This is a genomic window from Arthrobacter sp. SlRoot2-15, from assembly GCF_059739345.1.
The window spans coordinates 1,754,509-1,779,591 of record NZ_AP046058.1 but is presented as its reverse complement, the minus strand read 5'-3'; the positions used below and the strand labels follow the sequence as shown (position 1 = coordinate 1,779,591).

General features: G+C 68.6%; 24 protein-coding genes. 12 read left to right on the top strand and 12 right to left on the bottom strand.

Annotation, left to right across the window (positions count from 1 at the left end; all coding sequences use genetic code 11):
* Positions 1-19 precede the first annotated feature (19 nt).
* Positions 20-820, top strand: coding sequence for a glycerophosphodiester phosphodiesterase family protein (locus tag AC6I9V_RS08085; RefSeq protein WP_497899014.1), 801 nt, complete (start codon positions 20-22; stop codon positions 818-820).
* 30 nt (positions 821-850) lie between these two features.
* Here AC6I9V_RS08085 and AC6I9V_RS08080 read toward each other — a convergent pair whose 3' ends face one another.
* Entirely contained in the window at positions 851-1,738 is an 888-nt protein-coding gene (locus AC6I9V_RS08080) for an NAD(P)H-hydrate dehydratase (RefSeq protein WP_497899013.1), read from the bottom strand.
* The gene (locus AC6I9V_RS08075) at positions 1,722-2,492 is read right to left on the bottom strand and encodes a histidine phosphatase family protein (RefSeq protein WP_349414629.1); all 771 of its coding nucleotides are present in this window, start codon (positions 2,490-2,492) and stop codon (positions 1,722-1,724) included. The genes AC6I9V_RS08080 and AC6I9V_RS08075 overlap by 17 nt, the downstream gene beginning before the upstream one ends.
* Positions 2,493-2,646: 154 nt before the next feature.
* Here AC6I9V_RS08075 and AC6I9V_RS08070 point away from each other — a divergent pair, with 154 nt between their 5' ends.
* Together AC6I9V_RS08070 and AC6I9V_RS08065 are read left to right on the top strand one after the other, a co-directional pair.
* Positions 2,647-3,771, top strand: coding sequence for a glycerate kinase (locus tag AC6I9V_RS08070; RefSeq protein ID WP_497899012.1), 1,125 nt, complete (start codon positions 2,647-2,649; stop codon positions 3,769-3,771).
* A 137-nt stretch (positions 3,772-3,908) separates the two neighbouring features.
* Positions 3,909-5,447, top strand: coding sequence for an MFS transporter (locus tag AC6I9V_RS08065; protein ID WP_497899011.1), 1,539 nt, complete (start codon positions 3,909-3,911; stop codon positions 5,445-5,447).
* Positions 5,448-5,456: 9 nt separating this feature from the next.
* Here the strand turns inward: AC6I9V_RS08065 and AC6I9V_RS08060 are convergent, their stop codons facing one another.
* Both AC6I9V_RS08060 and AC6I9V_RS08055 read right to left on the bottom strand, forming a co-directional pair.
* Positions 5,457-6,119 (bottom strand): DUF6766 family protein, encoded by a 663-nt coding sequence (locus tag AC6I9V_RS08060; RefSeq protein WP_349414634.1) that lies wholly within the window; start codon positions 6,117-6,119, stop codon positions 5,457-5,459.
* A 51-nt stretch (positions 6,120-6,170) separates the two neighbouring features.
* A complete protein-coding gene (locus tag AC6I9V_RS08055) occupies positions 6,171-6,662 on the bottom strand; it encodes a DUF6328 family protein (protein ID WP_497899010.1) in 492 nt (163 codons plus the stop codon).
* A gap of 160 nt (positions 6,663-6,822) precedes the next feature.
* Between AC6I9V_RS08055 and AC6I9V_RS08050 the strand changes: the two genes are divergently transcribed.
* Positions 6,823-7,356: a hypothetical protein gene (locus tag AC6I9V_RS08050; RefSeq protein ID WP_497899009.1), complete on the top strand. Its 534-nt coding sequence runs from the start codon at positions 6,823-6,825 to the stop codon at positions 7,354-7,356.
* Between the two features lie 86 nt (positions 7,357-7,442).
* Here AC6I9V_RS08050 and AC6I9V_RS08045 read toward each other — a convergent pair whose 3' ends face one another.
* Complete coding sequence (locus AC6I9V_RS08045) at positions 7,443-8,798, bottom strand: uracil-xanthine permease family protein (RefSeq protein ID WP_497899008.1); 1,356 nt, start codon at positions 8,796-8,798, stop codon at positions 7,443-7,445.
* Between the two features lie 113 nt (positions 8,799-8,911).
* Between AC6I9V_RS08045 and AC6I9V_RS08040 the strand changes: the two genes are divergently transcribed.
* Positions 8,912-9,421, top strand: a complete 510-nt coding sequence (locus AC6I9V_RS08040) for a GNAT family N-acetyltransferase (RefSeq protein WP_497899007.1) — start codon at positions 8,912-8,914, stop codon at positions 9,419-9,421.
* Positions 9,422-9,450: 29 nt separating this feature from the next.
* Here AC6I9V_RS08040 and AC6I9V_RS08035 read toward each other — a convergent pair whose 3' ends face one another.
* Entirely contained in the window at positions 9,451-10,110 is a 660-nt protein-coding gene (locus AC6I9V_RS08035) for a class I SAM-dependent DNA methyltransferase (protein ID WP_497899006.1), read from the bottom strand.
* Between the two features lies 1 nt (position 10,111).
* Positions 10,112-10,726: a hypothetical protein gene (locus AC6I9V_RS08030; protein ID WP_497899005.1), complete on the bottom strand. Its 615-nt coding sequence runs from the start codon at positions 10,724-10,726 to the stop codon at positions 10,112-10,114.
* Positions 10,727-10,836: 110 nt separating this feature from the next.
* On the opposite strand from AC6I9V_RS08030, the gene AC6I9V_RS08025 reads away from it, so the two are divergent.
* Positions 10,837-11,622 carry a GNAT family N-acetyltransferase gene (locus AC6I9V_RS08025; RefSeq protein WP_497899004.1) on the top strand — a complete coding sequence of 262 codons (786 nt, stop codon included), beginning with the start codon at positions 10,837-10,839 and terminating at the stop codon, positions 11,620-11,622.
* A 32-nt stretch (positions 11,623-11,654) separates the two neighbouring features.
* Positions 11,655-12,299 (top strand): class I SAM-dependent methyltransferase, encoded by a 645-nt coding sequence (locus AC6I9V_RS08020; protein WP_497899003.1) that lies wholly within the window; start codon positions 11,655-11,657, stop codon positions 12,297-12,299.
* Positions 12,300-12,342: 43 nt separating this feature from the next.
* Here the strand turns inward: AC6I9V_RS08020 and AC6I9V_RS08015 are convergent, their stop codons facing one another.
* The 3 genes from AC6I9V_RS08015 to AC6I9V_RS08005 form a co-directional block, all read right to left on the bottom strand.
* Positions 12,343-13,911 (bottom strand): HNH endonuclease signature motif containing protein, encoded by a 1,569-nt coding sequence (locus AC6I9V_RS08015; protein ID WP_497899002.1) that lies wholly within the window; start codon positions 13,909-13,911, stop codon positions 12,343-12,345.
* Between the two features lie 187 nt (positions 13,912-14,098).
* Positions 14,099-15,439: a beta strand repeat-containing protein gene (locus tag AC6I9V_RS08010; RefSeq protein ID WP_497899001.1), complete on the bottom strand. Its 1,341-nt coding sequence runs from the start codon at positions 15,437-15,439 to the stop codon at positions 14,099-14,101.
* Positions 15,440-16,848: 1,409 nt separating this feature from the next.
* Positions 16,849-17,217 (bottom strand): ClpX C4-type zinc finger protein, encoded by a 369-nt coding sequence (locus tag AC6I9V_RS08005; protein ID WP_497899000.1) that lies wholly within the window; start codon positions 17,215-17,217, stop codon positions 16,849-16,851.
* A 60-nt stretch (positions 17,218-17,277) separates the two neighbouring features.
* On the opposite strand from AC6I9V_RS08005, the gene AC6I9V_RS08000 reads away from it, so the two are divergent.
* The 4 genes from AC6I9V_RS08000 (at position 17,278) to AC6I9V_RS07985 (ending at position 21,238) form a co-directional block, all read left to right on the top strand.
* Positions 17,278-18,621: an MFS transporter gene (locus AC6I9V_RS08000; RefSeq protein ID WP_349413539.1), complete on the top strand. Its 1,344-nt coding sequence runs from the start codon at positions 17,278-17,280 to the stop codon at positions 18,619-18,621.
* A gap of 126 nt (positions 18,622-18,747) precedes the next feature.
* On the top strand, positions 18,748-19,353 hold the full coding sequence (locus tag AC6I9V_RS07995) for a malonic semialdehyde reductase (RefSeq protein WP_497898999.1): 606 nt from the start codon (positions 18,748-18,750) through the stop codon (positions 19,351-19,353).
* A 45-nt stretch (positions 19,354-19,398) separates the two neighbouring features.
* Complete coding sequence (locus AC6I9V_RS07990; protein ID WP_497898998.1) at positions 19,399-19,968, top strand: hypothetical protein; 570 nt, start codon at positions 19,399-19,401, stop codon at positions 19,966-19,968.
* Positions 19,969-20,071: 103 nt separating this feature from the next.
* Complete coding sequence (locus AC6I9V_RS07985; RefSeq protein ID WP_497898997.1) at positions 20,072-21,238, top strand: GGDEF domain-containing protein; 1,167 nt, start codon at positions 20,072-20,074, stop codon at positions 21,236-21,238.
* A 42-nt stretch (positions 21,239-21,280) separates the two neighbouring features.
* On the opposite strand, the gene pgm is transcribed toward AC6I9V_RS07985, so the two are convergent.
* On the bottom strand, positions 21,281-22,942 hold the full coding sequence (pgm, locus tag AC6I9V_RS07980) for a phosphoglucomutase (alpha-D-glucose-1,6-bisphosphate-dependent) (protein ID WP_497898996.1): 1,662 nt from the start codon (positions 22,940-22,942) through the stop codon (positions 21,281-21,283).
* Positions 22,943-23,074: 132 nt separating this feature from the next.
* Between pgm and AC6I9V_RS07975 the strand changes: the two genes are divergently transcribed.
* Positions 23,075-23,527 (top strand): DUF4190 domain-containing protein, encoded by a 453-nt coding sequence (locus AC6I9V_RS07975; protein ID WP_497898995.1) that lies wholly within the window; start codon positions 23,075-23,077, stop codon positions 23,525-23,527.
* Positions 23,528-23,555: 28 nt separating this feature from the next.
* Here the strand turns inward: AC6I9V_RS07975 and AC6I9V_RS07970 are convergent, their stop codons facing one another.
* On the bottom strand, positions 23,556-25,055 hold the full coding sequence (locus AC6I9V_RS07970; protein ID WP_497898994.1) for a mannitol dehydrogenase family protein: 1,500 nt from the start codon (positions 25,053-25,055) through the stop codon (positions 23,556-23,558).
* Positions 25,056-25,083 lie beyond the last annotated feature (28 nt).

Genomic DNA, 25,083 nt, shown 5'->3' with positions numbered 1-25,083 from the left:
GCTCCGGTACGCTTCAAGAGTGACCGACGCGCACCCCTTCCTCGCCTCCGGCAGCGCCGCGGGCGAGACCGTAGCGATGGCCCACCGCGGCTTCTCGCCGGAGGGCGCCGAGAACTCCATGGCCGCGTTCCGCGCCGCCGTCGCCCTCGGCTACCGCTACCTGGAAACCGACGTGCACACCACCGCCGACGGCGTCCTGCTGCTCTTCCACGACGAAACACTGGACCGGGTCACGGACGGCAGCGGCCGCATTTCCGAGCTGTCTGCCGAGACCGTGGCCAAGGCCCGGATCGCCGGCGCGGAGCCGATCCCACTGCTGGCCGAACTCGTCACGGAGTTCCCGGAGGTCCGGCTCAACCTCGACGTCAAGGACTGGAACTCGGTGGAAACCCTGGCCGCGGCGATCGAGCAGTACGGCCTGCACGACCGCGTCCTGATTGCCAGTTTCTCGGACCGGCGGCGGCGCGCGGTGCTGCGCCGCCTCAGCCGTCCCGCCGCAAGCTCCGCCGGCATGGCCTCCAACGCGCTCTTTGTGCTGCTGGGCGCGCTGCTTCCCGCGCCCCTGCTCCGCCGGGTGGCGGACAGGGTGCTCCGCGGCGTCCACGCCCTGCAGGTCCCGGTCCGCTACGGCGCCATGACCGTGGTGACGGCCGGGTTCGTCCGCCGCGCCCACCGCCACGGCCTGCACGTGCACGTCTGGACCATCAACGAACCGGCCGAGATGCACCGGCTCCTGGACCTCGGGGTGGACGGGATCGTCACCGATCGGGCCGACCTGCTGAAGGCGGTCCTGCAGGAGCGGGGGCAGTGGGGGGACTGAGGTGCCGTTTCGGCCCGCCGGCTGTGGTGCTCAGCTGCTGAGTTCCACCATCAGCGCAGGTAATTCGTCGCAGAGCTCTCGGGCCAGATAGCCCAATCCGCCGAGTCGGCTCGCGAGCCTATCGCCGGCGGCGGCATGCAGGTGGGAACCCCAGCAGGCGGCCTGCGCGTCGGTGGTGCCGCGTGCCCGGAGGCCTGCGATGGCGCCGGCCAGGACGTCGCCGCTCCCGGAGGTGCCGAGCCCGCTGTGTCCGGTGGTGATTTCCCAAAGGTCCCCGCCCGGTTCCGCGATCACCCCCTGGCAGCTCACCACAGCCTGGTAGGCCTCGGCAATCTTCGGCACGTCCCGCTTGAGGTCCTCAACATCCCGGCCCAGCAGGATGCCGCCTTCGGTGATGTTCGGGGTGAGGATCAGCCTGCCCGCCCAAGGCTTCAGTTCGTCGACCAGCTCGGGCAGGCAGCCCAGGGCATAGGCGTCGAGCACGACGGCGGGGCCGCGCTTCGGCCGCCCCCGCCCCGGGAGCAGCAGGCCCCGGAGGAGCGCCAGCGTCTCATCCTTGTCGTCCAGTCCGGGCCCGATGAGGACGGCGTCGGCGGCCTCCACTTCGTCGGCCAGCAGCGAGGCCGAGGGGCCTTTCACCGATCCGCGCGCCGTCTCCGGCAGGCCCACCACGCCGGACTCGGGAAACGCGACGGCCAGCGGAACCGCCGTCGACTCCGCCGTCGCAAGGGTCAGCCGCCCGGCCCCGGAGCGCAGGGCCGCGATGCCGGCCAGCAGGGCTGCACCCGGCGTTTTACGGGAACCGCCGACCACGAGTACCGAACCGCGGTCGTCCTTGCCGGCGCCGCCGCCGGGCAGCGGCCAGCCGCGCAGCAGCGTGGGTGTCAGTTGGGCGGCGGCCTCAGCGCGGATGGACATTTGCGTCTCCCGCGTGCTCGGTGACGGGGACGCCGTGCTCCGTCAGATGGTCCGCCATATTGAAGCTTTCCAGCTCCCACGCCCCCGTGGAATCCCTCCGCACGAAGCGGCTGACCGAGGCGTTCAGGACGCTGGTGGTGGCGGCGATGTCCAGCAATTCTGCCTCCGTGAGGCCCTCGAGAATGTAGCGAAACAGCACAATCAAGGCGTCGTGGCAGACCAGCAGAACCTCTTCGCCCGGGTGGTCGCGGTCCAGATCGGCAAGTAGCGACCGCAGCCGCAGCACGACATCGGCCCACGACTCGCCGCCCGGCGGCCGGTAGTAGAACTTCCCCAGCCACCGCCGCCGCTGGGCTTCCTCCGGCAGCCGGGCTTCCACGCCGGCGGAGGTCAGCATGTCCAGGATCCCGAGTTCGCGGTCGCGGAGCCGTTCATCCAGCCGGATCCGCACCTGCCACCCGCCGGTCTGGACGGCGAGTTGGGCGGTCTGGCGTGCGCGGGCGTACGGGGAGGACCACACGGCGGCACGGTCCGTTTCGGAGACGGCGGCCAGCAGGCGGCCCAGCGCCAGCGCCTGTTCCCGGCCGGTCTCGGAGAGTCCGACGTCGGCGTCGCGCGCCGGGACGTTGATGACGTGCGCCCCCGCCTCACGGGCAAGCGTGGCAGCAACGTTTCCTTCGCTTTCCCCGTGCCGGACCAAGACGAGTCCCTTGATGCCGGGCCCGGTTCCGCTGGCCTGTCTGCTGTCGCCCACCGTTTCCTCCTGTGCTCTGGTCCCGCGGAAGCGTGCCAATACGGCCGCGGACTGCCGCGGGAGGTTGCCGGGTTTCCGGAAGTGCCCACGTTACTACCGCGCCCCGGCCTTGTCGCGGTGCGGGAAAGTCGGTGCCGGCTGGCAGGATGGAGCCATGCGTATCCTGATCGCCCCGGACAAGTTCAAGGGCTCCCTGACCGCCGCCGAAGCCGCCGCCGCCATGGCCGAGGGCGCCCTGCGGGTGTACCCCGACGCCGAAACCGTCCAGTTCCCGGTGGCCGACGGCGGTGAAGGCACCCTGGAGGCCGCCGTCGCGGCCGGATACGAGGAACGCCTGAATGCCGTCGTCGGGCCGATCCTGGCCCCGATCGGGGCGGCCTGGGCCATCCGCCAGGATGCCTTCGGCGGCGCCACCGCGGTCATCGAGACGGCACAGGCATCCGGGCTCGCGCACATGGAACCGACCCCGGCGAACGCCTTGCGCGCGCATAGCTACGGATGCGGGCAGCTGATCGCGGCCGCGCTCGACGCCGGCGCGACCGAAATCGTGCTGGGCGTGGGCGGCTCGGCGATGAGCGACGGCGGCAGCGGCGCCTTGCGTGCCCTGGGCCTCAAGCCCGTCGACGACGCCGGGAACGTGGTGCCCCTCGGCGGCGGCTCGCTCGCCGAGGTCGCCGCCGTCGACGTCGCCGGACTGGATCCCCGGCTTGCAGCCGTGAAGTTCCGGATCGCCGTGGATGTGCAGAATCCCCTTTACGGGCCTGAAGGTGCGGCCCACGTCTTCGGCCCCCAGAAGGGTGCCGACGAGGACACCAGGGAAGTGCTCGACGCCGGGCTGCGCAACTGGGCCTCGGTGCTGCGGCAGGCCAGCGGCCGGGACGTCAACGTCCCGGGCGCGGGCGCGGCCGGCGGGTTCCCGGCGTCGTTCCTGGCCTTCACGAACGCCGTACTGGAAGGCGGGTTCGACCTTGTGGCCGGGCTCACCGGGCTGGCCGAAAAGCTCGCGGACGCTGATCTGGTGATCACGGGGGAGGGCTCGCTGGACTCCCAGTCACTGACCGGGAAGGCGCCCATTGCCCTGGCCGACGCCGCGCACGCGCTCGGCATCCCGGTGATCATGGTCGCCGGCCGGATCCTTGTCACCCCGGACGAGCTGGCCCGCCACGGGGTAGTCGCGGCCGCCCAGCTGCTGGACGCGGCGCCGAGCCCCGAGGAAGCGATCGCGAAGGCCGCGAAGTACCTGGCCTGGACCACCAGCCAGGTGCTCGAAGGGGCGTAACCCGCCGGCCGGGCGAGCACTCCGGGCGCTCCAACTCTGGTCTCAGGCATGGCTTGGACTTAAACTGGCCTCAATTGGGGGCCGTGACTCCCTGCCAGGGCCACGCGCAAAACCGTGGCCCTGCCCAGGAGAGCACCATGTCCATGAAGCGCAACAGCCCCCGCCGGTCCAGGCTCCAGGAGCGCCGGCTCGAGGTCGAACACATCAACGTTGTTGACCGCCGCGTCATGCGCAAGGCCCTCGGCGGCACCATCGTCGGAAACACGATGGAATGGTACGACGTCGGCGTGTTTGGCTACCTGATCACCACCATGGGCCCGGTCTTCCTGCCCGAGGCGGACAAGACGGTGCAGAACCTGTTCCTGCTCGGCACCTTCGGCGCGACTTTCATCGCGCGGCCGCTGGGCGGCGTGTTCTTCGGCTGGCTGGGCGACAAGATCGGCCGCCAGCGGGTCCTCGCCATGACCCTCATCATCATGGCGGCCTCCACCTTCGTGGTGGGGCTGCTGCCCGGCTACGCCGTCCTCGGCATCTGGGCCGCCGTCCTGCTGGTGGCCACCAAGCTGATCCAGGGCTTCTCAACCGGCGGCGAATACGCCGGTGCCACCACGTTTGTCAGCGAACACGCCCCGGACGCCCGGCGCGGCTACTTTGCCAGCTTCCTGGACCTCGGCAGCTACATGGGCTTTGCCATCGGGGCGGCCCTCGTCACGCTGCTGCAGGTCACCCTCGGCGGGGAGGCGATGGAGGCCTGGGGCTGGCGGCTCCCGTTCCTGATTGCCGGGCCGCTGGGCCTGATTGCCATCTACTTCAGGATGAAGATCGAGGAGTCCCCGGCGTTCCAGGCGAGCCTCGACGCGCAGGCCGCCGGCGCTCCGGCGGGGGAGGCCGCGGAAACCAAGGGACCGGTCGCGATCTTCGCTTCGCATTGGCGCGGAATCCTGCTCGCCATGATCCTGGTGGCCGCCGCCAACACGGTCGGCTATGCGCTGACGTCCTACATGCCGACGTACCTGACGTCCAACAAGGGCTACGACGAACTCCACGGCACTCTGCTGACCATCCCGATCCTGGTGCTGATGTCCGCCGCGATTCCGTTCACGGGCAAGCTCTCGGACCGGATCGGGCGGCGGCCGGTGCTCTGGATCGGTTCGCTCGGCACCGTGGTGCTGGCCGCCCCGGCCTTCCTCCTGATCGGCATCGGCGCCATCTGGTCCACCCTGCTGGGCCTGGCGCTGATCGCCTTTCCACTGACGTTCTACGTGGCCAACCTGGCCTCGGCGCTGCCCGCGCTCTTCCCGACCGAGAGCCGGTACGGGGCCATGGGCATCGCCTACAACTTCGCCGTGGCCATCTTCGGCGGCACGGCGCCGTTCATTATCGCGTCGCTGATTGCGGGGACGGGCAACGAAATGATGCCGGCGTACTACCTGATGGCCACCTCGGCGATCGGGGCTGTGGCGGTCTACTTCATCACGGAGACGGCGGGCAAGCCGCTGAAGGGCTCCATGCCCAGCGTCGACACGATTGAGGAAGCCCACGAACTCGTGGCCGGCCAGGACTCCAACGAAAACCTCGACCTCAACGAGATGCCGTTCGACCACACCTACGAGCCTGCCGAGGGCGAGGAACCGCCTGGCGACGCCGCCGGGCGAAGGGACCGCCCCGCGGAGTAGGCGTCCGGGTCATGCGCCGGTTTCGTAGTGCGGCTCGGCCACCGGCTTGGACTCCGGCGAGCCTCGCTCGCGCAGGTATACGGAGGCGCCCACCAGCACCGCGACGGCGAGGAACTCGCTTTGCCAGTTTTGGAATGACTCGAACCAGAACCGGCTTGTGGCGAGATAGCCCAGCACCGTGACACCCGGCTGGCCGTGGGCCTGCTGTTCCTGGCTGTACTCCTCGCTGCCGCCGACCGCGTGCAGCACGACGGACATCAGGAACAGCAGCGCGAACATGATCGAGAGGGAGTGCTCGTAGAGCTTGAGCACCCACCCACCGCGGCGGACCGGCCACGGCGTTGCCGCCTTGATCGTGGCGTGCCGCGGGTCCTCATCCTGCGGGGCTTTCGTTCCGATCGGTTTGGACTCGGAGGAGCCTTTTTGGAAGAGGAACACCGTCAGGATGACGTACATGCCCATCTGCAGGAACTCCGACTCCCAGTTCTCAAAGGTCGCCTCAAGGAAGGCGCCGGTACCGAGGTACTCGAAGATTCCGACGGCGGACTGGCCGTGGGACACTTGGTCCTCGCTGTAGTCGGCCGCCCCGCTGACCACCATGCCGCCGAAGAAGACGAGGAAAAGTCCGATGTTGGCCAGCAGCAGTCCGTGTTCCTTGGCCCACTTGCGCATCTTTGCTCCTGAATCTGGATGAATGGTCTGAACGTCTGTAGCGGCCATGACTTATCCCCGAACGGCCCGACGGCGGAGCCGGTTGGGAATCAGGACCAGCAACGCCAACAGTACGGCGAGCAGTGCGGCCCCCGCCGTAAGCCCGGCGGCCCGTCCCGCCACCACATCGAAGACCAGCGCCGAAGTTCCCACGCTCAGGAGGGCGACGCCGGCCAGCGCCACCTTCGCGATGCGGTCCGCGCTCGCTACGAGGGTTTCCTTGAGCCCCTTGCGGAAGAGCCTGCGGTGCGCGCTGACCGGCAGCAGAATCAAGGCGGTCGTCAGTGCCGCCAGGACGACGTTCGCGAGGTAGAGCGTCAGCTCAAAGGCGTCCAGTGTCTCGAATCGGGACTGGAAGGGCAGTGTCAGCAGGAAGCCCGCAAGGATCTGGACGCCCGTCTGGAGCACCCGGAGTTCCTGCAGCAGCTCCGCCCAGTTGCGGTCCATCTTTTCGTCGAAGGTCTCGTCCCGGCCGCCCTCGCGGCTTTCCCCGGTGTCCGGCATCAGCGCTCCTAAACTGGATCGAAAACTTGGTACTAAGCGTACTGACGATTTTCCGGTACGGTGGAAGATACGGTAGGACGCGCCCCCCCGGGCGCGGCCTACCCCTCGATCCGATCATCCAGATTCGACCGGCCAAATGCCAGAGCGCAGGAGGAACGACATGACTCAGGAAAACCAGCACGGACACGCCGCTGAGGAAGAAGCAGGCGGCTACGGTACGCCCACCGCGGAGCAGGAAATGCCAGGCGGAGATGGGAAGACGTTCGCCCAGCCGCGCGAAGAAGAGGCTTTCGACGCCGCGGGCCTCAACCAGGACAGCCCGGACGGCGAGACGTACCCGGCCGGCGCGCCGGATCTGAGCCAGTTCGGCGCCGAAGACCAGGACAGTGCAGGAGAACCCGGAGCTGGACGCTTCGGAGGAACGGAGGAGCAGATGAACGCGGAAAACGAAAGCAGTGAACCCGGATTCGAGCAGGGCAACGAAGCGTCCGCCGAAAGCGGCGGCGCGGTGCCGTCCTCGGACGCGGAGATGGACGCGGCCAACACCGAGGAACCCGCGCCGGGCCGCCCGTTCTCCTCGGAATCCGGCCAAGACGCCGCTGGCATCCCGGACGGCAGCGGCACGGACCTGCCGGAGGAGAAAGCTCCGAAGGACCGCGACGGCGAGGACAAGGAATCGTTCGACGCCGGCTAAACCGCCGCGCACACGCCGAAGGCCGGCGCCCTTCCACCAGACTAGATGGTGGGAGGGCGCCGGCCTTCTTGTGCCGCGGACCGGGGTTAGCGGCGCTTCTTCGGGGCGCGCTTCGCTGCTGCGTTGACCGCAGCCTTGACCGCGGCGACCGGGGCGGCGCCTTCGGTTTCCGGTTCGGCCACGGTGCCACGGGCCTTCGCGATGGCCTTCATGCCGTGGTAGATCACCAGGGCGGCCGCGGAGCCCAGCGCGATGCCGGTGAACTTCAGGTCGCCGATAGTCCAGGTGTAATCGGCGATGCCGACGATCAGGGCCACGGCGGCGGTGGTGAGGTTGATCGGGTTCGAGAAGTTCACCTTGTTCTGCACCCAGATCTTGACGCCCAGGACGCCGATCATGCCGTAGAGCATGGTGGCGGCGCCGCCGAGTACGCCCGCCGGGACGGTGGCGATCAGTTCGCCGAACTTCGGCGAGAAGCTCAGCACAACGGCGAAGATGCCGGCCACCCAGTAGGCCGCGGTCGAATAAACCTTCGTGGCGGCCATAACGCCGATGTTCTCGGCATAGGTAGTGGTGCCCGAGCCGCCGCCAAGGCCGGCCAGCACCGTCGCGGCGCCGTCGGCCATCAGCGCGCGTCCCGAGACGCCGTCGAGGTTCTGTCCGGTCATGGCGGAAACCGACTTCACGTGGCCGATGTTCTCCGCCACCAGCACCAGCACCACCGGCACAAACAAGCCGACGACGCCGAGGTGGAACTCGGGGGTCTGGAAGTGCGGGAGACCCACCCACGCGGCGGCGTCGACCTTGGCGAAGTTGACCTCGCCGCGGATCATGGCGACGAGGTAGCCCACCACAACGCCCACCAGGATGCTCAGCCGGCCCAGGATTCCGCGGAAGAAGACGCTGACGACGATGATCACGGCGAGGGTGATCAGGGCGGTGATCGGGGCGGCATCGAAGTTGTTCTTGGCAGCGGGGGCGAGGTTGAGGCCGATCAGGCCCACGATGGCGCCGGTGACGATCGGCGGCATCAGGCGGTTGATCCAGCCGGCGCCGAACTTCTGCACGACGGCGCCGATGATGGCCAGCCCGACGCCGGCGAGCACCACGCCGCCCAGCGCCCCGGGGATCCCGTACTGCTGCTGTGAGGCCATGATCGGGGCGATGAAGGCGAAGGAGGAACCGAGGTAGCTGGGCACCCGGCCCTTGGTGATGACGAGGAACAGCAGGGTGCCGATGCCGGAGAAGAACAGGGTGGTGGCCGGCGGCATACCCGTGATGATCGGGACCAGGAAGGTGGCGCCGAACATGGCGACAACGTGCTGCATGCCCACGCCGATTGTCAGGGGCCACGCGAGGCGCTCATCCGGCCGGACAACCTCGCCGGGTCGAATGGACTTGCCGTTTCCGTGGATCTTCCATTTGGTGCCGAGCATGCTCATTGCAGCGAGCCTTTCAAGAATGTGTGGCGGGACCGGGAAGGAATCTTCCGGGTGCCACTTTACCGCGCCGGCCGGGCGGGGCCGGCGCCCGGTGGCGTCGATATAGTTGCGGAATGCTTGCCCTGACTGCTCCCGCGAAACGCCTGCATGCGGCCTGGCTGGCGGCCCGCGCGGAGTGGGGGCCAGGCCTCCACGAGGATGGCTTCGGGCTGCTGCCGGACGACGACGTCGAGTCTCGGGCCGGTTTCGAGGCGTGGCTGGATCGGCTGGCCGCGGAGTCGGCCGTTTGCACTTACCGCTGGATCATCGACGGCGAACAAGTGCTCGGCGGGATCGCGCTGAGGCACGAGGGCAACAGGGCCGTGGACCGGGCCGGGCACATCGGCTACGGCATCCGGCCGTCCGCGCGGGGCCGCGGCCTGGGAACCTGGGCGCTTGGACAGATGGTCGAGGAGGCGCGTCGCCACGGGATGGACCGTGTACTGCTGGTCTGCGCGGCGGGCAACGTCGCCTCGGAGGCAACGATCGAGCGCCAGGGCGGAATGCGCGAGGGCAGCAACTCCGGCACTGACAAGGTTTGGCGATACTGGATCCGCATCGGACAGCCCGCCGAAGGGGACTAAGGGGCCGACGGCGCTCCGGCAGCCGGTGGCTAGGGTCCGGAGACCACGGGTTTGCGCACCAGGAGCATTGCCTGCGGGTGTTTTTCAATTGACCGTGCGGCCCGGACAAGTTGCGCCTCAAGCACGAAGCCCTGCTCCGTGAAGCGGAGCGCGACTTCGTCGGGGGAGTGCAGTTCCCCCCGGAGTTCGACGTCGTGCCCGTAGGCGCGTTCAAGCGCGCGGTGTCCGCTGCCGGCTTGGAAGGCGATGAGGGCCAGGCCGCCGGGGCGCAGCACCCGCCAGAATTCGCGGGCGATCGCCGGTAACTTCGCCGGCGCTGAATGGATGATCGAGTACCAGGCAAGGATGCCGTCCGCGGCAGCATCTGCAGCGGGGAGATCGGTTAGTTGGCCCACTTCGAAGACGAGCCCGGGATGGCTCCGCCGCGCCACCCGGACCATCCCCGGCGAGAGATCCACCCCGATGACGTCCAGCCCGGCGTTGCTGAGGTAGGCGCTCAGGCGCCCGGCGCCGCATCCGGCGTCGATCACCTTGGGCCCGGGGACGGCGAGAAGCCTGGCGCAGAAGTCATCGATCATGGCCATATCCAGTGGGGCCTCGAAGCTGGTGTCCGGGAGCGCCGTCGCATATGCCTCGGCCACCGTGTCATAGGCGGACCTGACGTTGGCCAGGTTCTCGAGGGTTGCCATGCTACGCACGGTTCTCCGGCAAAGGAACACGGGGCCTCTTTGCGAGGATCATCTCGGCGAGATCCATTCCTGTTTCGCGGTTCTGCCTCCCGGAAGGCACCAGACGGAAAACGGCGACATACGGCGTGCCCCACGATTCAATTTCGATGACCACCATGGCCCGGCGCTCCAGCGGCCTCCGCAGGGTTTCCATTCTCACTGAGACCACCTGCTCCCACGGCACGAGTCCGAAATAGACGGGCCGCCGTCGCGGTCTGACCAGCTGGAGCCCGCGGGCGTCCGCAACCAGGGCAAGGATGTATCCGGTCCCCTTCGCCTTCGGTGACAGCGGGCCTTTCTTGAGGAACCGCCCGAGTTCCCGCCCGGTCCAGAAGGTATCCACGACGAGCGCGCTGGGATGGGCCAGTTGCAGCTGCGCCTTAAACGTTCTCGCTTTGTGAAACAGCCACGTCAGCCAAATGGGAATGACCACCGCCAAAAGAAGCACGACGACGGCTAGAACCTTAAGACTGTCCGGATAGCGCGCGGCATCGTTGACCTTGGCCAGGAGTCTGACAAGAAGGACAGCAACTCCGGCGACCCCGACCGCAGCGCCCAGCCGACGCTTTGTACCCACTTGACCTCCCCCGGGCCGGCCATGCTGGCCGTGCTACCGCTTACCGTACTACGCGCCCCGGAAGGACAGGTTTCGACGCCAACCCGGCCTGCCGCTGTACCGTGGGCCTGATGGATACCTCAACACTCCTTGCGGCGTACGACCAGCAACTCCGCACCGACGCCGAGACTCCCAGCGCGGTCGCCGTCGAGCGGCTGGGCCCGCTGCGGCTCGTGACCTTTGCGGGCGGCCGCGGGTTTGTGACCTACCCGGACCTGGCCGGCGCCAGCGCAGAGACGATCGCGCGGTGGGTGGCCGAGACCGTGGCGTACTACCGTGCGGATCCGGACATCACGCGGGTTGAATGGAAGACCCGCGGCCACGACCATGCGCCCGGGCTCCACGACGCGTTGCTGGCGAATGGTTTTGAGCCGGAGGAGACCGAGTCCGTGATGATCGGGGCCGCCGATGCGCTCGACGTCGACGTGGCGCTGCCGCCTGGGGTGAGCCTGCGGCGCGTGACGGAGGAACCGGATATCCGGGCGATGAGCGCCATGCAGGACGAGGTCTTTGGCAGTCCCGTTTCGGACGGAAACGCCGAAGCGATCCTGCGCCGAATGGCCCGCGACGACGGCATGGAGCTGTGGGTGGCCGAACATGCAGGGGTGATCGTCAGCGCAGGCCGGCTGGAACCGGTGCCGGACACGGACTTCGCAGGGATCTGGGGCGGGGCTACGCGCGAACAGTGGCGAGGCCGGGGGATCTACCGCGCGGTCACCGCAGCCCGGGCACGTGCGGCGCTGTCGCTGGGCAAGACTCTCATCCACAGCGACTCCACCGCATATTCACGGCCGATCCTGGAGCGCTACGGCCTGGTCCGGGTGTCCACGACGACCCCGTATCGCTGGCGGCGCTGAACGCCGTGACGGCGCCGGGGCAGACTGATGCTGTGAATCTCGGACCCGGACCCGGACCCGGCTATGCCGCGTACGCCGCCAAGATGCGCGGCCTGGTCGACGCCGGCGTCGACCTCGAAGTGGACGCGCGGTTCGTCGACATGCTGAGTCCGCGTCGGGCCTACATCCTGGATCTCGGCTGCGGTATCGGGTCGGCGGTCGGCGCGCTTCGGGCCCGCGGCCATATGGCGTACGGCATTGATCCGTCCGACGACGTCCTGACGGTCGCCCGCGAACTGTTCGACCGGGCCTGGTTTCAGAACTTGAGTGGCGGAGCCGTGTCTGCCTCGGCACTGCGCACACGGGGACTTCCGGGCGCCTATGACTGCGTCCTCATGTCCGGGAACGTCCCGGCCTTCCTCCTTGGTGACGCTCTGCCGGAAATCTTCAAGCAGGTCTCCTCGATCCTGAATCCGGGTGGCCGCCTCATCATCGGTACTTCCACGAAGGCCAGGGGCGGACCTGCGCAGCAGGACGTGGCGGCTGCCGGCTCCGGTCTCACCCTGACCCACCGCTTTTCGGACTGGCACCTCGGCCCGTTCAGCGAGGAATCACTCTGGTCGGTCAGTGTCTACTCAAACGCGGGCACCCGCCGCGCGGCCGAGGGCCCGGACGGGAAGTTTGTGCTCGGCGCATGATTCGCTGTCCCGGGGGCGGCTCTTGGCCAACTGGCCTCGTGCCTCAGCAGCGGAAGTAGTGGTTGCGTCTCGGTTGCTGGTGGGGGTCGAGGTGGGGTGGCGGGATGAACCATGGGATGCCGTTGCGGGGCTGGATGGTCCATTGTTCCTTGTGGATCAGGTGGTGATGGTGTGAACAGAGGAGTGTTCCATTGTCGGTGCTCGTGGAGCCTTCGCGGGACCAGTAGTCGATGTGGTGGGCTTCGCACCAGGGGGCGGGGATGGTGCAGCCGGGGAACGCGCAGCCCTGGTCGCGGGCGGTGATGGCTTTGCGGATGTGGGGCGGGAAGACGCGGGTGGTGCGGCCGATGTCCAGGACGCGGCCCTTGGATCCGAGGAGGACGGGGATGATGTCGGCGTCGCAGGCGATTTTGCGGATGGTCGCGGCGGTGACGGGGCCGGTGAACGCCATGGTCCCGGTGCCGGTGAACCCGAGGGGGCCGGTGGCGGCGCCGGTGCCAGGGTTGAGTCCGCTGGCGTCCCCGGTCCGGTCGAACTTTCCGGCGTCCACGGACTTTTCCAGCTTCCAAGCTTCCCCGGTGTCGGTCAGCCGGTGGAGGCGTTCGAGGAGGTCGCGGTAGTCGATGGTGACCATGACCTGGGGCCGGAGGCCGCCCGTGGCGGGTAGTCCGCCGGAGGCCATGGCGACCTTGCAGCCGCCGACGAGGCCGTCGAGGTGTTTCTGCGGCCGCGACCGCCGGTCCAGGACGTTCGGCACGAAGCCGTCCGCAGCCTCTCCGCCGTCTGATCCGTCGTCCGCTCCGCCGGGGGCAGCCCCGTTGGCGGCCGCGGTCCCCCTGGTGCGGGGGTTGGTGGCGGTGTTCATCACGGTCAGCAGGTGTTCGAACTGTTCGGTGGTGGCGAAGATTTCCAGGTGCTGCAGCCCGTGGCGGGGTTTCCGGATGAAGGCGCCCTGGAGCTGGCGGAGGACTTCCTCGCTCGGTTCGGCGCCGTCCTGGTCGATCGCGTCCACCCAGCGGCGGGTGATCCGGGTCAGGTAGTCCGGGTCGTGCTCGATTGCGGTGCGGGTCAGGGCATGTTCCATCCGGGCGCTGGTCACCGCGTCGCAGACGGGCCGGACCCGGCCCAAAGCTTGGGTGATGATGGTCGCCGAGCGGGACGGGACGGTCCCGGCGGCCACGGCCGCGCCGAGTTCCTCGCGCAGAGGCGGCAGCGGCTGGCCGGTCATCCCGGTGCGGGGCAACAGCTCCTGAGCCAGGGTGAGCCGGCGGTGGGCCTCGACGGCGCTGATCTGCAACCGGTCACGGAGGAACTCGCCGGTTTTGCGGTAGCCGTCATCGAGGGCCGGGGCGCCGTCGGCGGCGGCCTCCCGACGGGTGCGCTCCACCGCCCCCGCGGCGACGAGCTGCAGGTATTCCGCGGCTCGGGAGATCTCCTCGACCTGGCCGGCGAACTCCGCCGCCTCGCCAAAGTCCATCAGCGCCGCGTCCCCGACCGCCGTCGCACAGAACCCGCGCAGCCGCCCGAGAACGCTGTCCAGCGGCGGAACCCGGCGTCCTTCACCGTCCGGCCGGATGGCCGGACGAGCGATGAGAGCTGCACCGATTCCCATGGACTAATTTCATCAGTGACCTCAGACAGTAAGAGGAACACTTCTCTGCCCGCCTGCTGGTCAAGGATCATCGGCTGCGTCCGTGACCGCGCCCACCGAAAGGTAAACGCACCCTGCCTCAGGCAGGGGCCCGGGTGCTTTGTGCAGCATCCGGGCCCCGCCCTGGCATATTCAGCCTCAGCAGAACTTAGCGGCCGAGGACGCCGGTGGTGTTTCCACCGCTGGTGTTCTGGATGGTGCTGGCCGTGTTGAGGTTCGCGTCCAGGTCCAGGCCGAGGTTCGACGCCGTGGTGTAAGACCCGCGGTCCGTGCCGGTGGTGTTTCCACCGCTGGTGCCCTGGAGGGTGCTGGCCGTGTTGAGGTTCGCGTCCAGGTCCAGGCCGAGGTTCGACGCCGAGGTGTAAGACCCGCGGTCCGTGCCGGTGGTGTTCCCGCTGCTGGTGTTCTGGAAGGTGCTGGCCGTGTTCAGGTTAGCGCCCAGGTCCAGGCCGAGGTTCGACGCCGTGGTGTAGGTTCCGCGGTTGGTACCGGTGGTGTTTCCACCGCTGGTGTTCTGGAAGGTGCTGGCCGTGTTCAGGTTAGCGCCCAGGTCCAGGCCGAGGTTCGACGCCGAGGTGTAAGACCCGCGGTCCGTGCCGGCGGTGTTCTCACCGCTGGTTCCCTCGAGGGTGCTGGCCGTGTTGAGGTCCGCGCCCAGTCCCAGGCCGAGGTTCGACGCCGTGGCGTAAGACCCGCGGTCCGTGCCGGTGGTGTTTCCACCGCTGGTGCCCTGGAGGGTGCTGGCCGTGTTGAGGTCCGCGTCCAGTCCCAGGCCGAGGTTCGACGCCGTGGTGTAAGACCCGCGGTCCGTGCCGGTGGTGTTCCCACCGCTGGTGCCCTGGAGGGTGCTGGCCGTGTTGAGGTTAGCGCCCAGGTCCAGGCCGAGGTTCGACGCCGTGGTGTAGGTTCCGCGGTTGGTGCCGGAGTTCTCATCGGTGGTGCCCTGGAGGGTGCTGGCCGTGTTGAGGTTAGCGCCCAGGTCCAGGCCGAGGTTCGACGCCGTGGTGTAGGTTCCGCGGTTGGTGCCGGAGTTCTCATCGGTGGTGCCCTGGAGGGTGCTGGCCGTGTTGAGGTTAGCGCCCAGGTCCAGGCCGAGGTTCGACGCCGTGGCGTAAGACCCGCGGTCCGTGCCGGTGGTGTTTCCACCGCTGGTTCCCTCGAGGGTGCTGGCCGTGTTCAGGTTCGCGCCCAGGCCCAGGCCGAGGTTCGACGTCGAGGTGTAAGACCCGCGGTCGGTACCGGTGGTGTTCCCGCTGCTGGTGCCCTGGAGGGTGCTGGCCGTGTTCAGGTTAGCGCCCAGGCCCAGGCCGAGGTTCGTCGCGATGCTGTCGCGGTACGCCGTCGTGGAGGCCGAGGTGATGCTTGTCTGGCCGCTGCTGGCGAGGTGCTGCTGGGTCCCGGTATCGGCCGAGGCCGCTCCGGCCCCAACTACAATGATTCCGCCGGCGAAGGCAGCGGCGCAGAGGGTGTTTCGGACAAATGAATTCATGACTGTTTTTCCTCACGTGGATTGATGGTTCTCCCGGCAGGGTGCCGGTATGCCTAGTCGTTCTTCCGCGCTCGGGAGCGCGGCGCAGGCATCATCAGCCGGGTGAGAATCCAGGTGCCGGGTCAGCGGCCTTGGGGACAACAAAACTGAAGGGGAAGCCTTCCCCGTTCCGTGTGACGGGCAACATGAAGCGGTAGGAAAGATCAGCAGCGCTTGCCTGGCCAGGGCCCGCAGAGCCGCCGCTTCCCTGGCTACCGGAGACCGGTGCCGGAACGGTAGCGGGATCTCTGTGGTTTGGCGTACCAAACGGGCCCCGCGGAGAACTTTCGTCGCCGGACGTCGACGCCGTGGTCATCCAAGCGCCCGCCCCTACCGGGAATGCGAACTCCGACGCCGTTGGGTTAGCCGTAGTCCTCCGGAGCTGGGACGGAGCGGAAGCTTCCGTTGCGAGAGAAGCCGATGCTCCAGTGCCGGCCTGGACACCGCCGGGCGCACTTGACGGCGTGACGCCCGGGACGGTGAGCACGGGTGAGGCAGGTGCCGCCACCGTGTGCGTCAGGGTGCCAACTAGGCTGCTGGAAACGCCACTCACCGGGTTGAGAACACCGACGGCGACGTCCGTCACAGGGGACAGCACCGATTGTACGGTGCCGACCGCAAGGAGCGTGACCGGCGCAAGGACCGGGGCCACAGCCGCTTCGGCCACGTGCGTGACCGGCGCGGTGACCGGGATCAGAACTAGGGTCTTGTCCAACAGGGGATCGGACGCCGGTGAAAGGGCGGCATCGAGAGCCAAGGTCGCCGAGGGTGCGGTGGCTTTGGCCATGGTCCCGTCCAGTAGGAGATCGCCGGCCGGTGCGGACGGGGCAACCGCGGGCTTCTCAGACACCTGGGCCGGGCGGATGGACGTTTCTTGTGGGGCCGGGTGAACGGGCGTCTGGACCGCCGCGATAACAGGTTTGAGGGGCGGGATGAGCGAGGATATCGACCCATTCGCCGGCTCTGCCGGCGGCGGGTCCGAGGACTCGGCTGCTTGAGCCGCGCCGGCCCCGAAAATGATCCAGATGACCGCGAAGAGGCCGCCGACCAGGAGCAGTCTGAGAGTGCAGAGGGGATTGATGGCCGTGCGGTCCATCCCCACCTCCGATCTGCTTACACCACCACTGGGCCGGTTTGGCCGGCTGGCGCCGCACCCGCAGCGCCCGTTCAGGGCGCCGCGGACGAGCATGTCGTTCACTAGGGATTCGGCAGTGCTCGGTCAACGGATGGGTTCAGTGCGAAAGATTCTCAGCATCCTCTTCGGCGTCATGCGGGCCGATGCTCTTCGCCGCCGGGTAGCCGACCCAGCAGAGCCAGTCTGCGGCTGCCCCCTGCCGTACGACGACGCCTGATCCCCGGCCCCACCCCGCTCAGGGGGCCTCCTTGAACCGTTGCCACGCGGTTTGCCGGGTGATGCCCAGGGCGGCACCGATCCGGGACCAGCTGATGTCTCTTTCCCTGGCGGCGCCGACCCAGTGCCGCAGTTGACCCTCGACTTGGGAGCCGAGGCGGGCAATTTTGGGCAGCTGCGCCAGGAGTTCCTCATCGCTCAGCCGCTCCCAATCGGGCCCAAGGGAGCGGGCACCGTCAGCCTGCTCGGGGGCGTCCAGAAGATCCCGGGCGGCGCCCAGGCAGTGCTCACAGATCGAAATGCCCGGGCCATCCACGAGCCGCCGGTCCCGGCTCCCGACGCGGCCACAGAAAGAGCAATAGCGCTGTCCCGAATCGACGTCGACCATCTTGGCCCCTTCGTGCGTGGCGGCGTTGACAACGTCAGGCGTTACCTGACACCCTCACGTGTGACATTTCGCACATCGCCTGGCTCCCAGAGTAGCCGCCCCGCCGGCAAAGAACAGGGCTCCGGCGCTGCATCTTCCGGGCCGCTCCTGCGGGGACCGTTCCGGTGGCTCTTTATTGCTGGCATCGGCGACGGGATCGGTGACGACGTCGCGCGCGCCCTGTTGCCGGTTGTGGCCGTTGCCGTCCTCGGCGCCGGCGCTTTTGAAGCGGGAATCCTCAATGCCCTGGGCCTGGCGGCGTTCCTGGTTCTCGGCGTACCCGCCGGCGTCCTGGTGGACCGTTGGCCCCGGAAACCGGTCCTGATCGGCGCCAACCTCGTCCGGGCAGCCGCGGTGCTGACTGTGCCCGTTGCCTATGCGGCGGGGGCCCTGCAGCTGTGGCACCTTTTCCTCGTCGCCGCCGTCATCAGCATCGCCGACGTCTTCTTTACCTCGGCGCAGTCGGCGGTGATGCCTACGCTCTTGGCGGGAGACCAACTCGCGCGGGGCTACGCCAGGGTGCAGACCGTCCAAAGCGGCCTTGCCGTCGCGGCCCCCGGCGTCACCGGCGCCCTGATTCGGCTCGCCGCTGCGCCGGCCCTCCTGGCGATTTCCAGCGTGGCCTATCTGTTCTCCGCCGCGGTGACGTGCGGGCTCCCCGAGACGCGGTCCGCCCGGTCCCCAGGGCCAACGGGATTTTGGGCGGAGGCGCGCCACGGGCTGGGCTTCACACTGGGGCACCCGATCGTCCGGGCCCTGATGGGCTCGATTGCGCTGGTCAACGCGGCCGGAATGTGGGCCGCCGGCGCAAAGGTCGTCTTTGTCCTCAATGACCTGCGGATACCGGTGGACCAGGTCGTCGCGTTGGGCGCCGTTTCCGCCGCCGGCGGACTGGCGGCCTCCCTGATGGCCACCGGCATAACCCGCCGCCTCGGAATCGGCAGGACCAAGCTCATCGCCAGCCTGGCCGGCGCCTGCTCCATGCTGCTGGTTCCCGCGGCCCCCGCCCTGGCGTTGCCGGCGGTGTTCTGGGTGGGCCTCTCCGGCTTCGGCTGGTCCTACTTCGTGGTGCTCAACGGCCTGGCGGGTGCCGGCATCGTGGCCCGGCTCGTCCCCGTGGGCCTGATGGGCAGGGCGATGTCCAGCTACCGCCTCGTCACCCTGGGCGTGATGCCCGTGGCCAGCCTCGCTGGCGGCTTCCTCGCACTCCTCGCCGGGGAGGCCACCGTCCTCTGGGCGTCGGCCGTCATTGCCGCCGCCTCGGCGTTGCCGGTCATCTTCTCGCCGCTCAGGCACTGGGAGACCTTTCCGGAGGAACTCGACGTCGGCCGTGCAGGGCACGCAGCGGTGACGGCGGGGAAGTAAACCCCGCCGCTATCCGCTGTGGGCGAGCTCACGCCGTTCGCCGGGAAGCTGCCGGCCGGAACGCCGGTTGAAGCAAGGGACAGCAGCAGCGCCCCGGACGGGCCGCCCCCAGCGAAAGGGATGCGAATGACGATCGCCCATGAAGAAGCAGTAATCGACGCCGCAGCGGTGGACGCCATCTTTGCCCAGGCGCGCACAGCCAACGCCTTCACCGGCGAGGTCACGGACGAGCAGGCACGCGCCATTTACGAACTGACCAAGTTCGGTCCCACCGCGTTCAACTCGCAGCCGCTGCGTGTCACCTACGTCCGCTCCGACGAGGCCCGGGCCACCCTGGTGGACGCCCTTTCCGCCGGAAACCGCGCCAAGACTGCGTCCGCGCCCCTGGTCGCGGTCCTCAGCACCGACACCGCCTGGCATGAGCAGTGGGACACCTTCCTCCCCGGCTATAACGCCCCCAAGGCCATGTACGACGCCGCGCCGGACCTCGCCGCGGCCACCGGCAACAACAACGCCCACCTGCAGGCCGGGTACTTCATCCTCGCCGTCCGGTCGCTGGGACTTTCGGCCGGGCCGATGACCGGCGCCGACTTTGGCAAGATCGATGCCGCCTTCTTCGCGGACGGGAGCCAGAAGAGCTTTATGGTGGTCAACATCGGCCAGGCCGCCGAGAACGCCTGGGGCGCTCCGAAGCCCAAGTTCGCCTACGAAGACGTGGTCCGTACCGTCTGACCACCGGGCGGCGACCACGTCGGCGGGCAGTGGCAGACTATGCCCATGCGGAACCTGATTGTGGTCGCCTTCCTAGAGCCGGTCACCGAGGGAATGGAATTCCCCCGCGACGCCTGGCCCCTGCACATCACGCTGGTGAAGTTCGACGTCGTCGAGCCACCGCCGCAGGGCGACGGGCCACCGTCGGAAGGCGACGACGGTGCCGGGGGCCCGGAGAGCAGCGACGCTGCCGCCGTCGGGGATGACGCGCTGGCCGCGCGCGTGGCCGGGCTTATGGACGCGCCGGTCCGGGCCGCGCTGGGCAGCACCGTCACTGTCGGCGGAGAGGCTGGCTTTGGCCGCGGCGGGTCAGTCCCGGTCAGCCTGATCGAGGCCAGCGCCCCACTCCAGGGCCTCCATGAGGCACTCGTGGGAGTGGTCGAGGCGTTGCCGGGCCGGATCGCCACCCCCGGTTACACCATGGCGGGGTTCCGTCCGCATGTGTCCCACCGGGACGGGAAAGCGCCCAGGGCCGGTGAGAACCTGGAGCTGGACCGGATCGCACTGGTGGACATGGCTCCCGACGGCGGACACTCCACGAGGCGGCTGCTCCGGCTTTGGGAGGCAACATTGTGAACGAACCTCTTCATTCGCCGTCCGAGGTGCAATACTTGGGTCAAAATGGGACTGACACCGACAACCACCGGGGTCACGAGGTGCGTGCTGGGGGAACCACAGGATGATGCTTGACACCTCCACCTTGCGGGTTGCCTTGGCCGTAGTCACCCTGACGCTGCTCTGCCTGTTCTACTTCATCACCTACCGGCGGACCCGATCCCTTTTCAGCGGATGGTGGTGCTCCGCCCTGCTGCTCTTCCTCACCGGATCGGCGTCGTATCTGCTCGATGGTACCGAGCATCAGGCTTGGGCGAACCCGCTGGGCAACACCCTGCTGGTTGGCGGAGCCGTCGCCATGTGGGCGGGCGCCCGGTCGCTGCGCAACCGAAGCTCCCAGCTTTGGGCCATGCTGGCGGGTCCGGCCGTGACGGGTATCCTGTCCATCCTGGACCATCCGGCAACCAACAACTGGTCCGGCGGCGCGGTCCTGCTCGGCATGATGGGACTGATGCTCGGGCTTTCGTCCCGGGAGCTCTTCGTGCTCGACGTCGACTACTCCCGCGTGCACCGCCCCCTCGCCTATGGCTCAGCGTTCCTGGCCGTTTTCTACGCCGGCCGGCTGGCCGCTTTTCTTATCGACGGCCCGGAAGGCCCGGTCTTCGTCTCCTACTTCGGCTCGGTGGTGACGACACTCCTCACCTCGATGATCCTGGTGCTGGCCTCTTTCACCATGGTGGAGCTGAGCAACGAGCAGCTGACCCGTGACCTGCGGGCGCGCGCCACCGTCGACGGGCTCACCGGGCTCCTCAACCGCACCGCCTTCGTGGACCTGGCGGAGAATGAACTGCGCCGCCTCAGCGGCGCCCGGACCACCGCCGCCCTTGTCCTGGCCGACCTGGACCATTTCAAGGCCGTCAATGACCAGTACGGGCATGCTGCCGGCGACGAGGCGCTGCAGGCGTTCGCTGCCGCGTGCACGTCAGCGGTCCGCTCCACAGACCTCGTGGGGCGCTACGGCGGGGAGGAGTTCATCCTGCTCTTGCCTGGCCTCAGTCCGGAGCGGGCCGGTGAGATGGCGGCCGTCATCAGCCGCCGGCTGCAGGAAGCACAACCGAACGTAGCGGCCCGGCTTCCTACTGTGAGCTACGGGATTGCCTCGACCGGCCCCGGCCGGGTCGATATGAAGGCCCTGGTCGCCTCGGCGGACGCCGCCCTCTACCGCGCGAAAACGCTCGGCCGGGACCGGTCGGTGCTGGCAACCAGCCTCCGCGAGGAACAGACGGCCTGAGCCGCCGCCCCGGAGCCATGCCGGGCTTCCGGGGCGGTCCGGCTAGGAAATAACCCCGTCCACCAGGGCCTTGGCCTCGGCCTGGACCTGCTTGAGGTGCTCCGCGCCCTTGAAGGACTCGGCGTAGATCTTGTACACGTCCTCGGTGCCGGAAGGCCGGGCAGCGAACCAGGCGTTCTCGGTGACCACCTTGAGGCCGCCGATGGCCGCGCCGTTGCCCGGTGCCTCAGTCAGCTTGGCCGTGATGGTCTCGCCGGCCAGTTCCGTCGCGGTGACGTCCGAGGGCGACAGCTTCCCCAAGGCGGCTTTCTGCTCCCGGGTAGCGGCGGCGTCGATGCGTGCGTACACAGGGTCGCCGAACTGGTCGGTGAGGCCCTTGTACAGCTGCGAGGGGGACTTCCCGGTGACCGCGGTGATCTCGGAGGCCAGCAGGGCCAGCAGAATGCCGTCCTTGTCCGTCGTCCAGACGCTGCCGTCCATTTTGTTGAACGAGGCGCCGGCGGATTCCTCCCCGCCGAAGGCGCCCTCGCCGGACAGCAGGCCGGGCACGAACCATTTGAAGCCCACCGGCACCTCAACAAGCTTCCGGCCCAGGCTCTCGGCCACCCGGTCGATGATGGAGGAGGACACCAGGGTCTTGCCGATCACGGACTGCGGGTTCCACCCGGTGCGGTGCCGGTACAGATAGTCAATGGCAACGGCGAGGTAGTGGTTGGGGTTCATCAGGCCGCCCTGTCCATCGACAAGGGGCGTCACGATGCCGTGCCGGTCGGCGTCGGCGTCGTTCCCGGTGGCGATGTCGAAGCTGGCGCCCTCAGCCATCCGGTTGATCAGCGATGCCATGGCCGACGGCGAGGAGCAATCCATCCGGATTTTCTCGTCCCAGTCCAGCGTCATAAAGGCCCACTGCGGGTCGACGGTCGGGTTCACGACGGTGAGATTGAGGTGGTGGCGTTCGCCAATTTCGCCCCAGTAGTCCACGGAGGCGCCGCCCATGGGGTCGGCGCCGATGCGGACCCCCGCCTCGCGGATGGCGTTCAGGTCAAGCACGGACGGCAGGTCGTCGACGTAGCTGGAGAGGAAATCGAACTTCCCGGTGGTGCCGGCCGCCAGGGCCTCGGCAATCGGGACGCGCTTGACCCCGCGCAGGCCGTTCTCGAGGAGCTCGTTGGCGCGGTTGGCGATCCAGCCGGTGGCGTCGGTGTCAGCCGGGCCGCCGTGCGGCGGGTTGTACTTGAAGCCGCCGTCGCCGGGCGGGTTGTGGCTGGGGGTCACCACAATCCCGTCGGCCTGCGGCGCGCCGGCGGCCGAGTTGTTGTTGTGGGTCAGGATGGCGTGGCTCAGGGCAGGGGTGGGTGTGTAGCCGTGGCGGCCATCGATCAGGACGTGCACGCCGTTGGCCGCGAGGACCTCGAGAGCGGAATTCTGCGCCGGTTCACTCAGGGCGTGGGTGTCCTTCGCGAGGTACAGCGGACCGGTGATGCCCTGGCCCGCGCGGTATTCCACGATGGCCTGGGTGATGGCGAGGATGTGGGGCTCATTGAACGAGGCCTTGAGGCTTGAGCCCCGATGCCCGGAGGTTCCGAACGCCACCCGCTGGCCTGGGTCGCCCAGGTCAGGCGCGACGTCGTAGTACGCGTCCAGGAGCGCAGTGAGGTCAACAAGGTCTTGGGGTTGGGCAACAGTGCCCGCGCGGCTAGCCATGGCTCCAGCATGCCAGACGCGGGGGGCGGGGCAACATGGTTTCGCGGGAATCGGGCCGCTGTGACGCCGCAGGTCACGCTCTCGAAACGGCGCGGCGGTAATCTTGAGGGACACATGCCAGAGGGGAACACCATGACCGATCAGACCAGGCACGATGGGGCGCAGCGCGGGGACCAGCCGCCCTGGAGCCCGCCGTATGGTCCCGACGGCCATGTCCCGCCAATGCCGGCGTCGGCACCGCACCTCGGGCAGCCGGCCGGCTACCCGGGCAGCTACGGGCGGCCGCCGGGACCGCACGCCGATGCCTACGGCCAGCCGAACTACTACGGCGTGGCCGCCGCTCCGAAGGTCCTGAGCATCGCGAGCCTGTGCTGTGGCATCGCGTCCTTCCTGGGTTTCGGCTTTTTCCTGCTCCCGCAACTGGCCGCCGTCGTCCTCGGGCATCTCGCGCTGAGCCGGGAGCCGGCCGGGCGGGGCATGGCGATCGCCGGCCTGGTCCTGGGCTATGTCGCGATTGCCATCACGGTGCTGGTGGTCGTCACCCTTGGCGTCGCCTTCTCGAACGCGGACTTCATCGGCCGGTAAGGGCGCTGGGCAGGTTGCGGCCTGCCGCCTACGGAATCTCTGAGAGCAGCTTCCGGACCGCCTCAGCCACCGCCGCGCGGAATCCCGGATGGCCCGCGAGTTCCTCGGGGAAGATTTCCTTGACCGCCAGAAGCCGGCCGGCGAGCCCGGCCTCCGGGCCGGCCGCGGCTGCCCGCAGCGCTTCCGCCATCGGATCATCCAAGGCCAGCGGCCGGCCCTTGACGTCCCGCCCGCGGTAGACGAACACCATCCAGGCCGCGACCAGCAGGGCGCCGGAGTGGGGGACTTCGCCGGCGGACAACCGGTCCGCCACCGTTCCGAGGATCCTGACCGGCAGCTTCTGCGACCCGTCCATGGCGACCTGCAGGGTGGTGTGGCCCAGGTTCGGGTTGGCGAACCGGTCCAGGATCGATTCGCCGTAGTCTCCCAGATCCGTGCCCGGCGGGGGCGTCAGGGTGGGAATGATGTCGATGCGCTGCAGGCGGCGCGCCTCCTCCACGAGCCCGTCGGCGGCGACGGCGTCGGCGATCGTTGGGTACCCCCTGAGTGCGCCGAGGTACGCCAGGAGGGAGTGGGTGGCATTGAGCATCCGCAGTTTGGCGAGTTCAAAGGTGCCGACGTCGCCGGTCACGATAGCCCCGGCACGCTCCCATGCCGGGCGCGGACCGGGGAAGTTGTCTTCGATGATCCACTGGCCAAACGGCTCCGCCACCACCAGGCCCTCATCCCGGAGGTCCAGCAGCCGTTCGGCCTCCCTGCGGTTCGCCTCGGTTGTCGCGGGGACAATCCGGTCCACCATCGTGGAGGGGAACGTGACGGCGGCGTCGAGCCATTCCAACAGTCCCTCCGCCCCTGCCGCCTCCGCCAGCTCCAGCACGAGGCGGCGGGTGACGCTGCCATTGGACATCAGGTTGTCGCAGCACATCACCGCGAACGGGGCGCCGGAGGACGCGTGGCGCCGGGCCAGGCCCCGTACCAGCAGGCCGAGAGGGGTGCGGCCCGGGCCGCCGAAGCCCCGGCTGGCGACCTCGGCTTTCAGCGCGTCGACGTCCGCCGCCACCGCGGGATTGGTCAGATCAAGCCCGCCGTCGAGTACCCGCGGGTAACCCTTTTCGGTAATGGTCAGGGATGCCAGGTGCACGCTCTCGACTGCCAGCGTCCGCAGCACCTCGTCGGAGCCGGTTCCCGGGAACGCGACCCCGCGCAGCGAGCCCATCACCCGCAGCGACGAGGAGTCCCGGGCTTTGGTTAGCACCGTGTAGAGGCCGTCCTGGGGTCCGAGCTGTTCCGTTACCCGCGCCGACCGTCCGGTGACGCCGAGGATTCCCCACCGGGTATCGCCTGTAGCCGCGGCGGCGTCCTCGGTGTACACCGCCTGGTGCGCGCGGTGGAAGGCGCCGACGCCGAAGTGGACCATGCCGGTGCTGAGGGCACGGGGATCCACGGCGGGACCGGAGACGCCGGGGCGTTCCGCTGCCGCCGCCACAGTTGCGAGCGAGAGGCGTTCTGTGGTGGTGATTGCAGACATCGTTGGCCTTTCAGCCGGCGGGGGAGGG

Coding starts and splice junctions, on each gene's coding strand:
- AC6I9V_RS08080 (WP_497899013.1), bottom strand. CDS start 1,738: ATGTCCATCCGCGCTGAGGCCGCCGCCCAACTGACACCCACGCTGCTG.
- AC6I9V_RS08070 (WP_497899012.1), top strand. CDS start 2,647: ATGCGTATCCTGATCGCCCCGGACAAGTTCAAGGGCTCCCTGACCGCC.
- AC6I9V_RS08065 (WP_497899011.1), top strand. CDS start 3,909: ATGTCCATGAAGCGCAACAGCCCCCGCCGGTCCAGGCTCCAGGAGCGC.
- AC6I9V_RS08060 (WP_349414634.1), bottom strand. CDS start 6,119: ATGCGCAAGTGGGCCAAGGAACACGGACTGCTGCTGGCCAACATCGGA.
- AC6I9V_RS08055 (WP_497899010.1), bottom strand. CDS start 6,662: ATGCCGGACACCGGGGAAAGCCGCGAGGGCGGCCGGGACGAGACCTTC.
- AC6I9V_RS08050 (WP_497899009.1), top strand. CDS start 6,823: ATGACTCAGGAAAACCAGCACGGACACGCCGCTGAGGAAGAAGCAGGC.
- AC6I9V_RS08045 (WP_497899008.1), bottom strand. CDS start 8,798: ATGAGCATGCTCGGCACCAAATGGAAGATCCACGGAAACGGCAAGTCC.
- AC6I9V_RS08040 (WP_497899007.1), top strand. CDS start 8,912: ATGCTTGCCCTGACTGCTCCCGCGAAACGCCTGCATGCGGCCTGGCTG.
- AC6I9V_RS08035 (WP_497899006.1), bottom strand. CDS start 10,110: ATGGCAACCCTCGAGAACCTGGCCAACGTCAGGTCCGCCTATGACACG.
- AC6I9V_RS08025 (WP_497899004.1), top strand. CDS start 10,837: ATGGATACCTCAACACTCCTTGCGGCGTACGACCAGCAACTCCGCACC.
- AC6I9V_RS08015 (WP_497899002.1), bottom strand. CDS start 13,911: ATGGGAATCGGTGCAGCTCTCATCGCTCGTCCGGCCATCCGGCCGGAC.
- AC6I9V_RS08010 (WP_497899001.1), bottom strand. CDS start 15,439: ATGAATTCATTTGTCCGAAACACCCTCTGCGCCGCTGCCTTCGCCGGC.
- AC6I9V_RS08005 (WP_497899000.1), bottom strand. CDS start 17,217: ATGGTCGACGTCGATTCGGGACAGCGCTATTGCTCTTTCTGTGGCCGC.
- AC6I9V_RS07995 (WP_497898999.1), top strand. CDS start 18,748: ATGACGATCGCCCATGAAGAAGCAGTAATCGACGCCGCAGCGGTGGAC.
- AC6I9V_RS07990 (WP_497898998.1), top strand. CDS start 19,399: ATGCGGAACCTGATTGTGGTCGCCTTCCTAGAGCCGGTCACCGAGGGA.
- AC6I9V_RS07985 (WP_497898997.1), top strand. CDS start 20,072: ATGATGCTTGACACCTCCACCTTGCGGGTTGCCTTGGCCGTAGTCACC.
- pgm (WP_497898996.1), bottom strand. CDS start 22,942: ATGGCTAGCCGCGCGGGCACTGTTGCCCAACCCCAAGACCTTGTTGAC.
- AC6I9V_RS07975 (WP_497898995.1), top strand. CDS start 23,075: ATGACCGATCAGACCAGGCACGATGGGGCGCAGCGCGGGGACCAGCCG.
- AC6I9V_RS07970 (WP_497898994.1), bottom strand. CDS start 25,055: ATGTCTGCAATCACCACCACAGAACGCCTCTCGCTCGCAACTGTGGCG.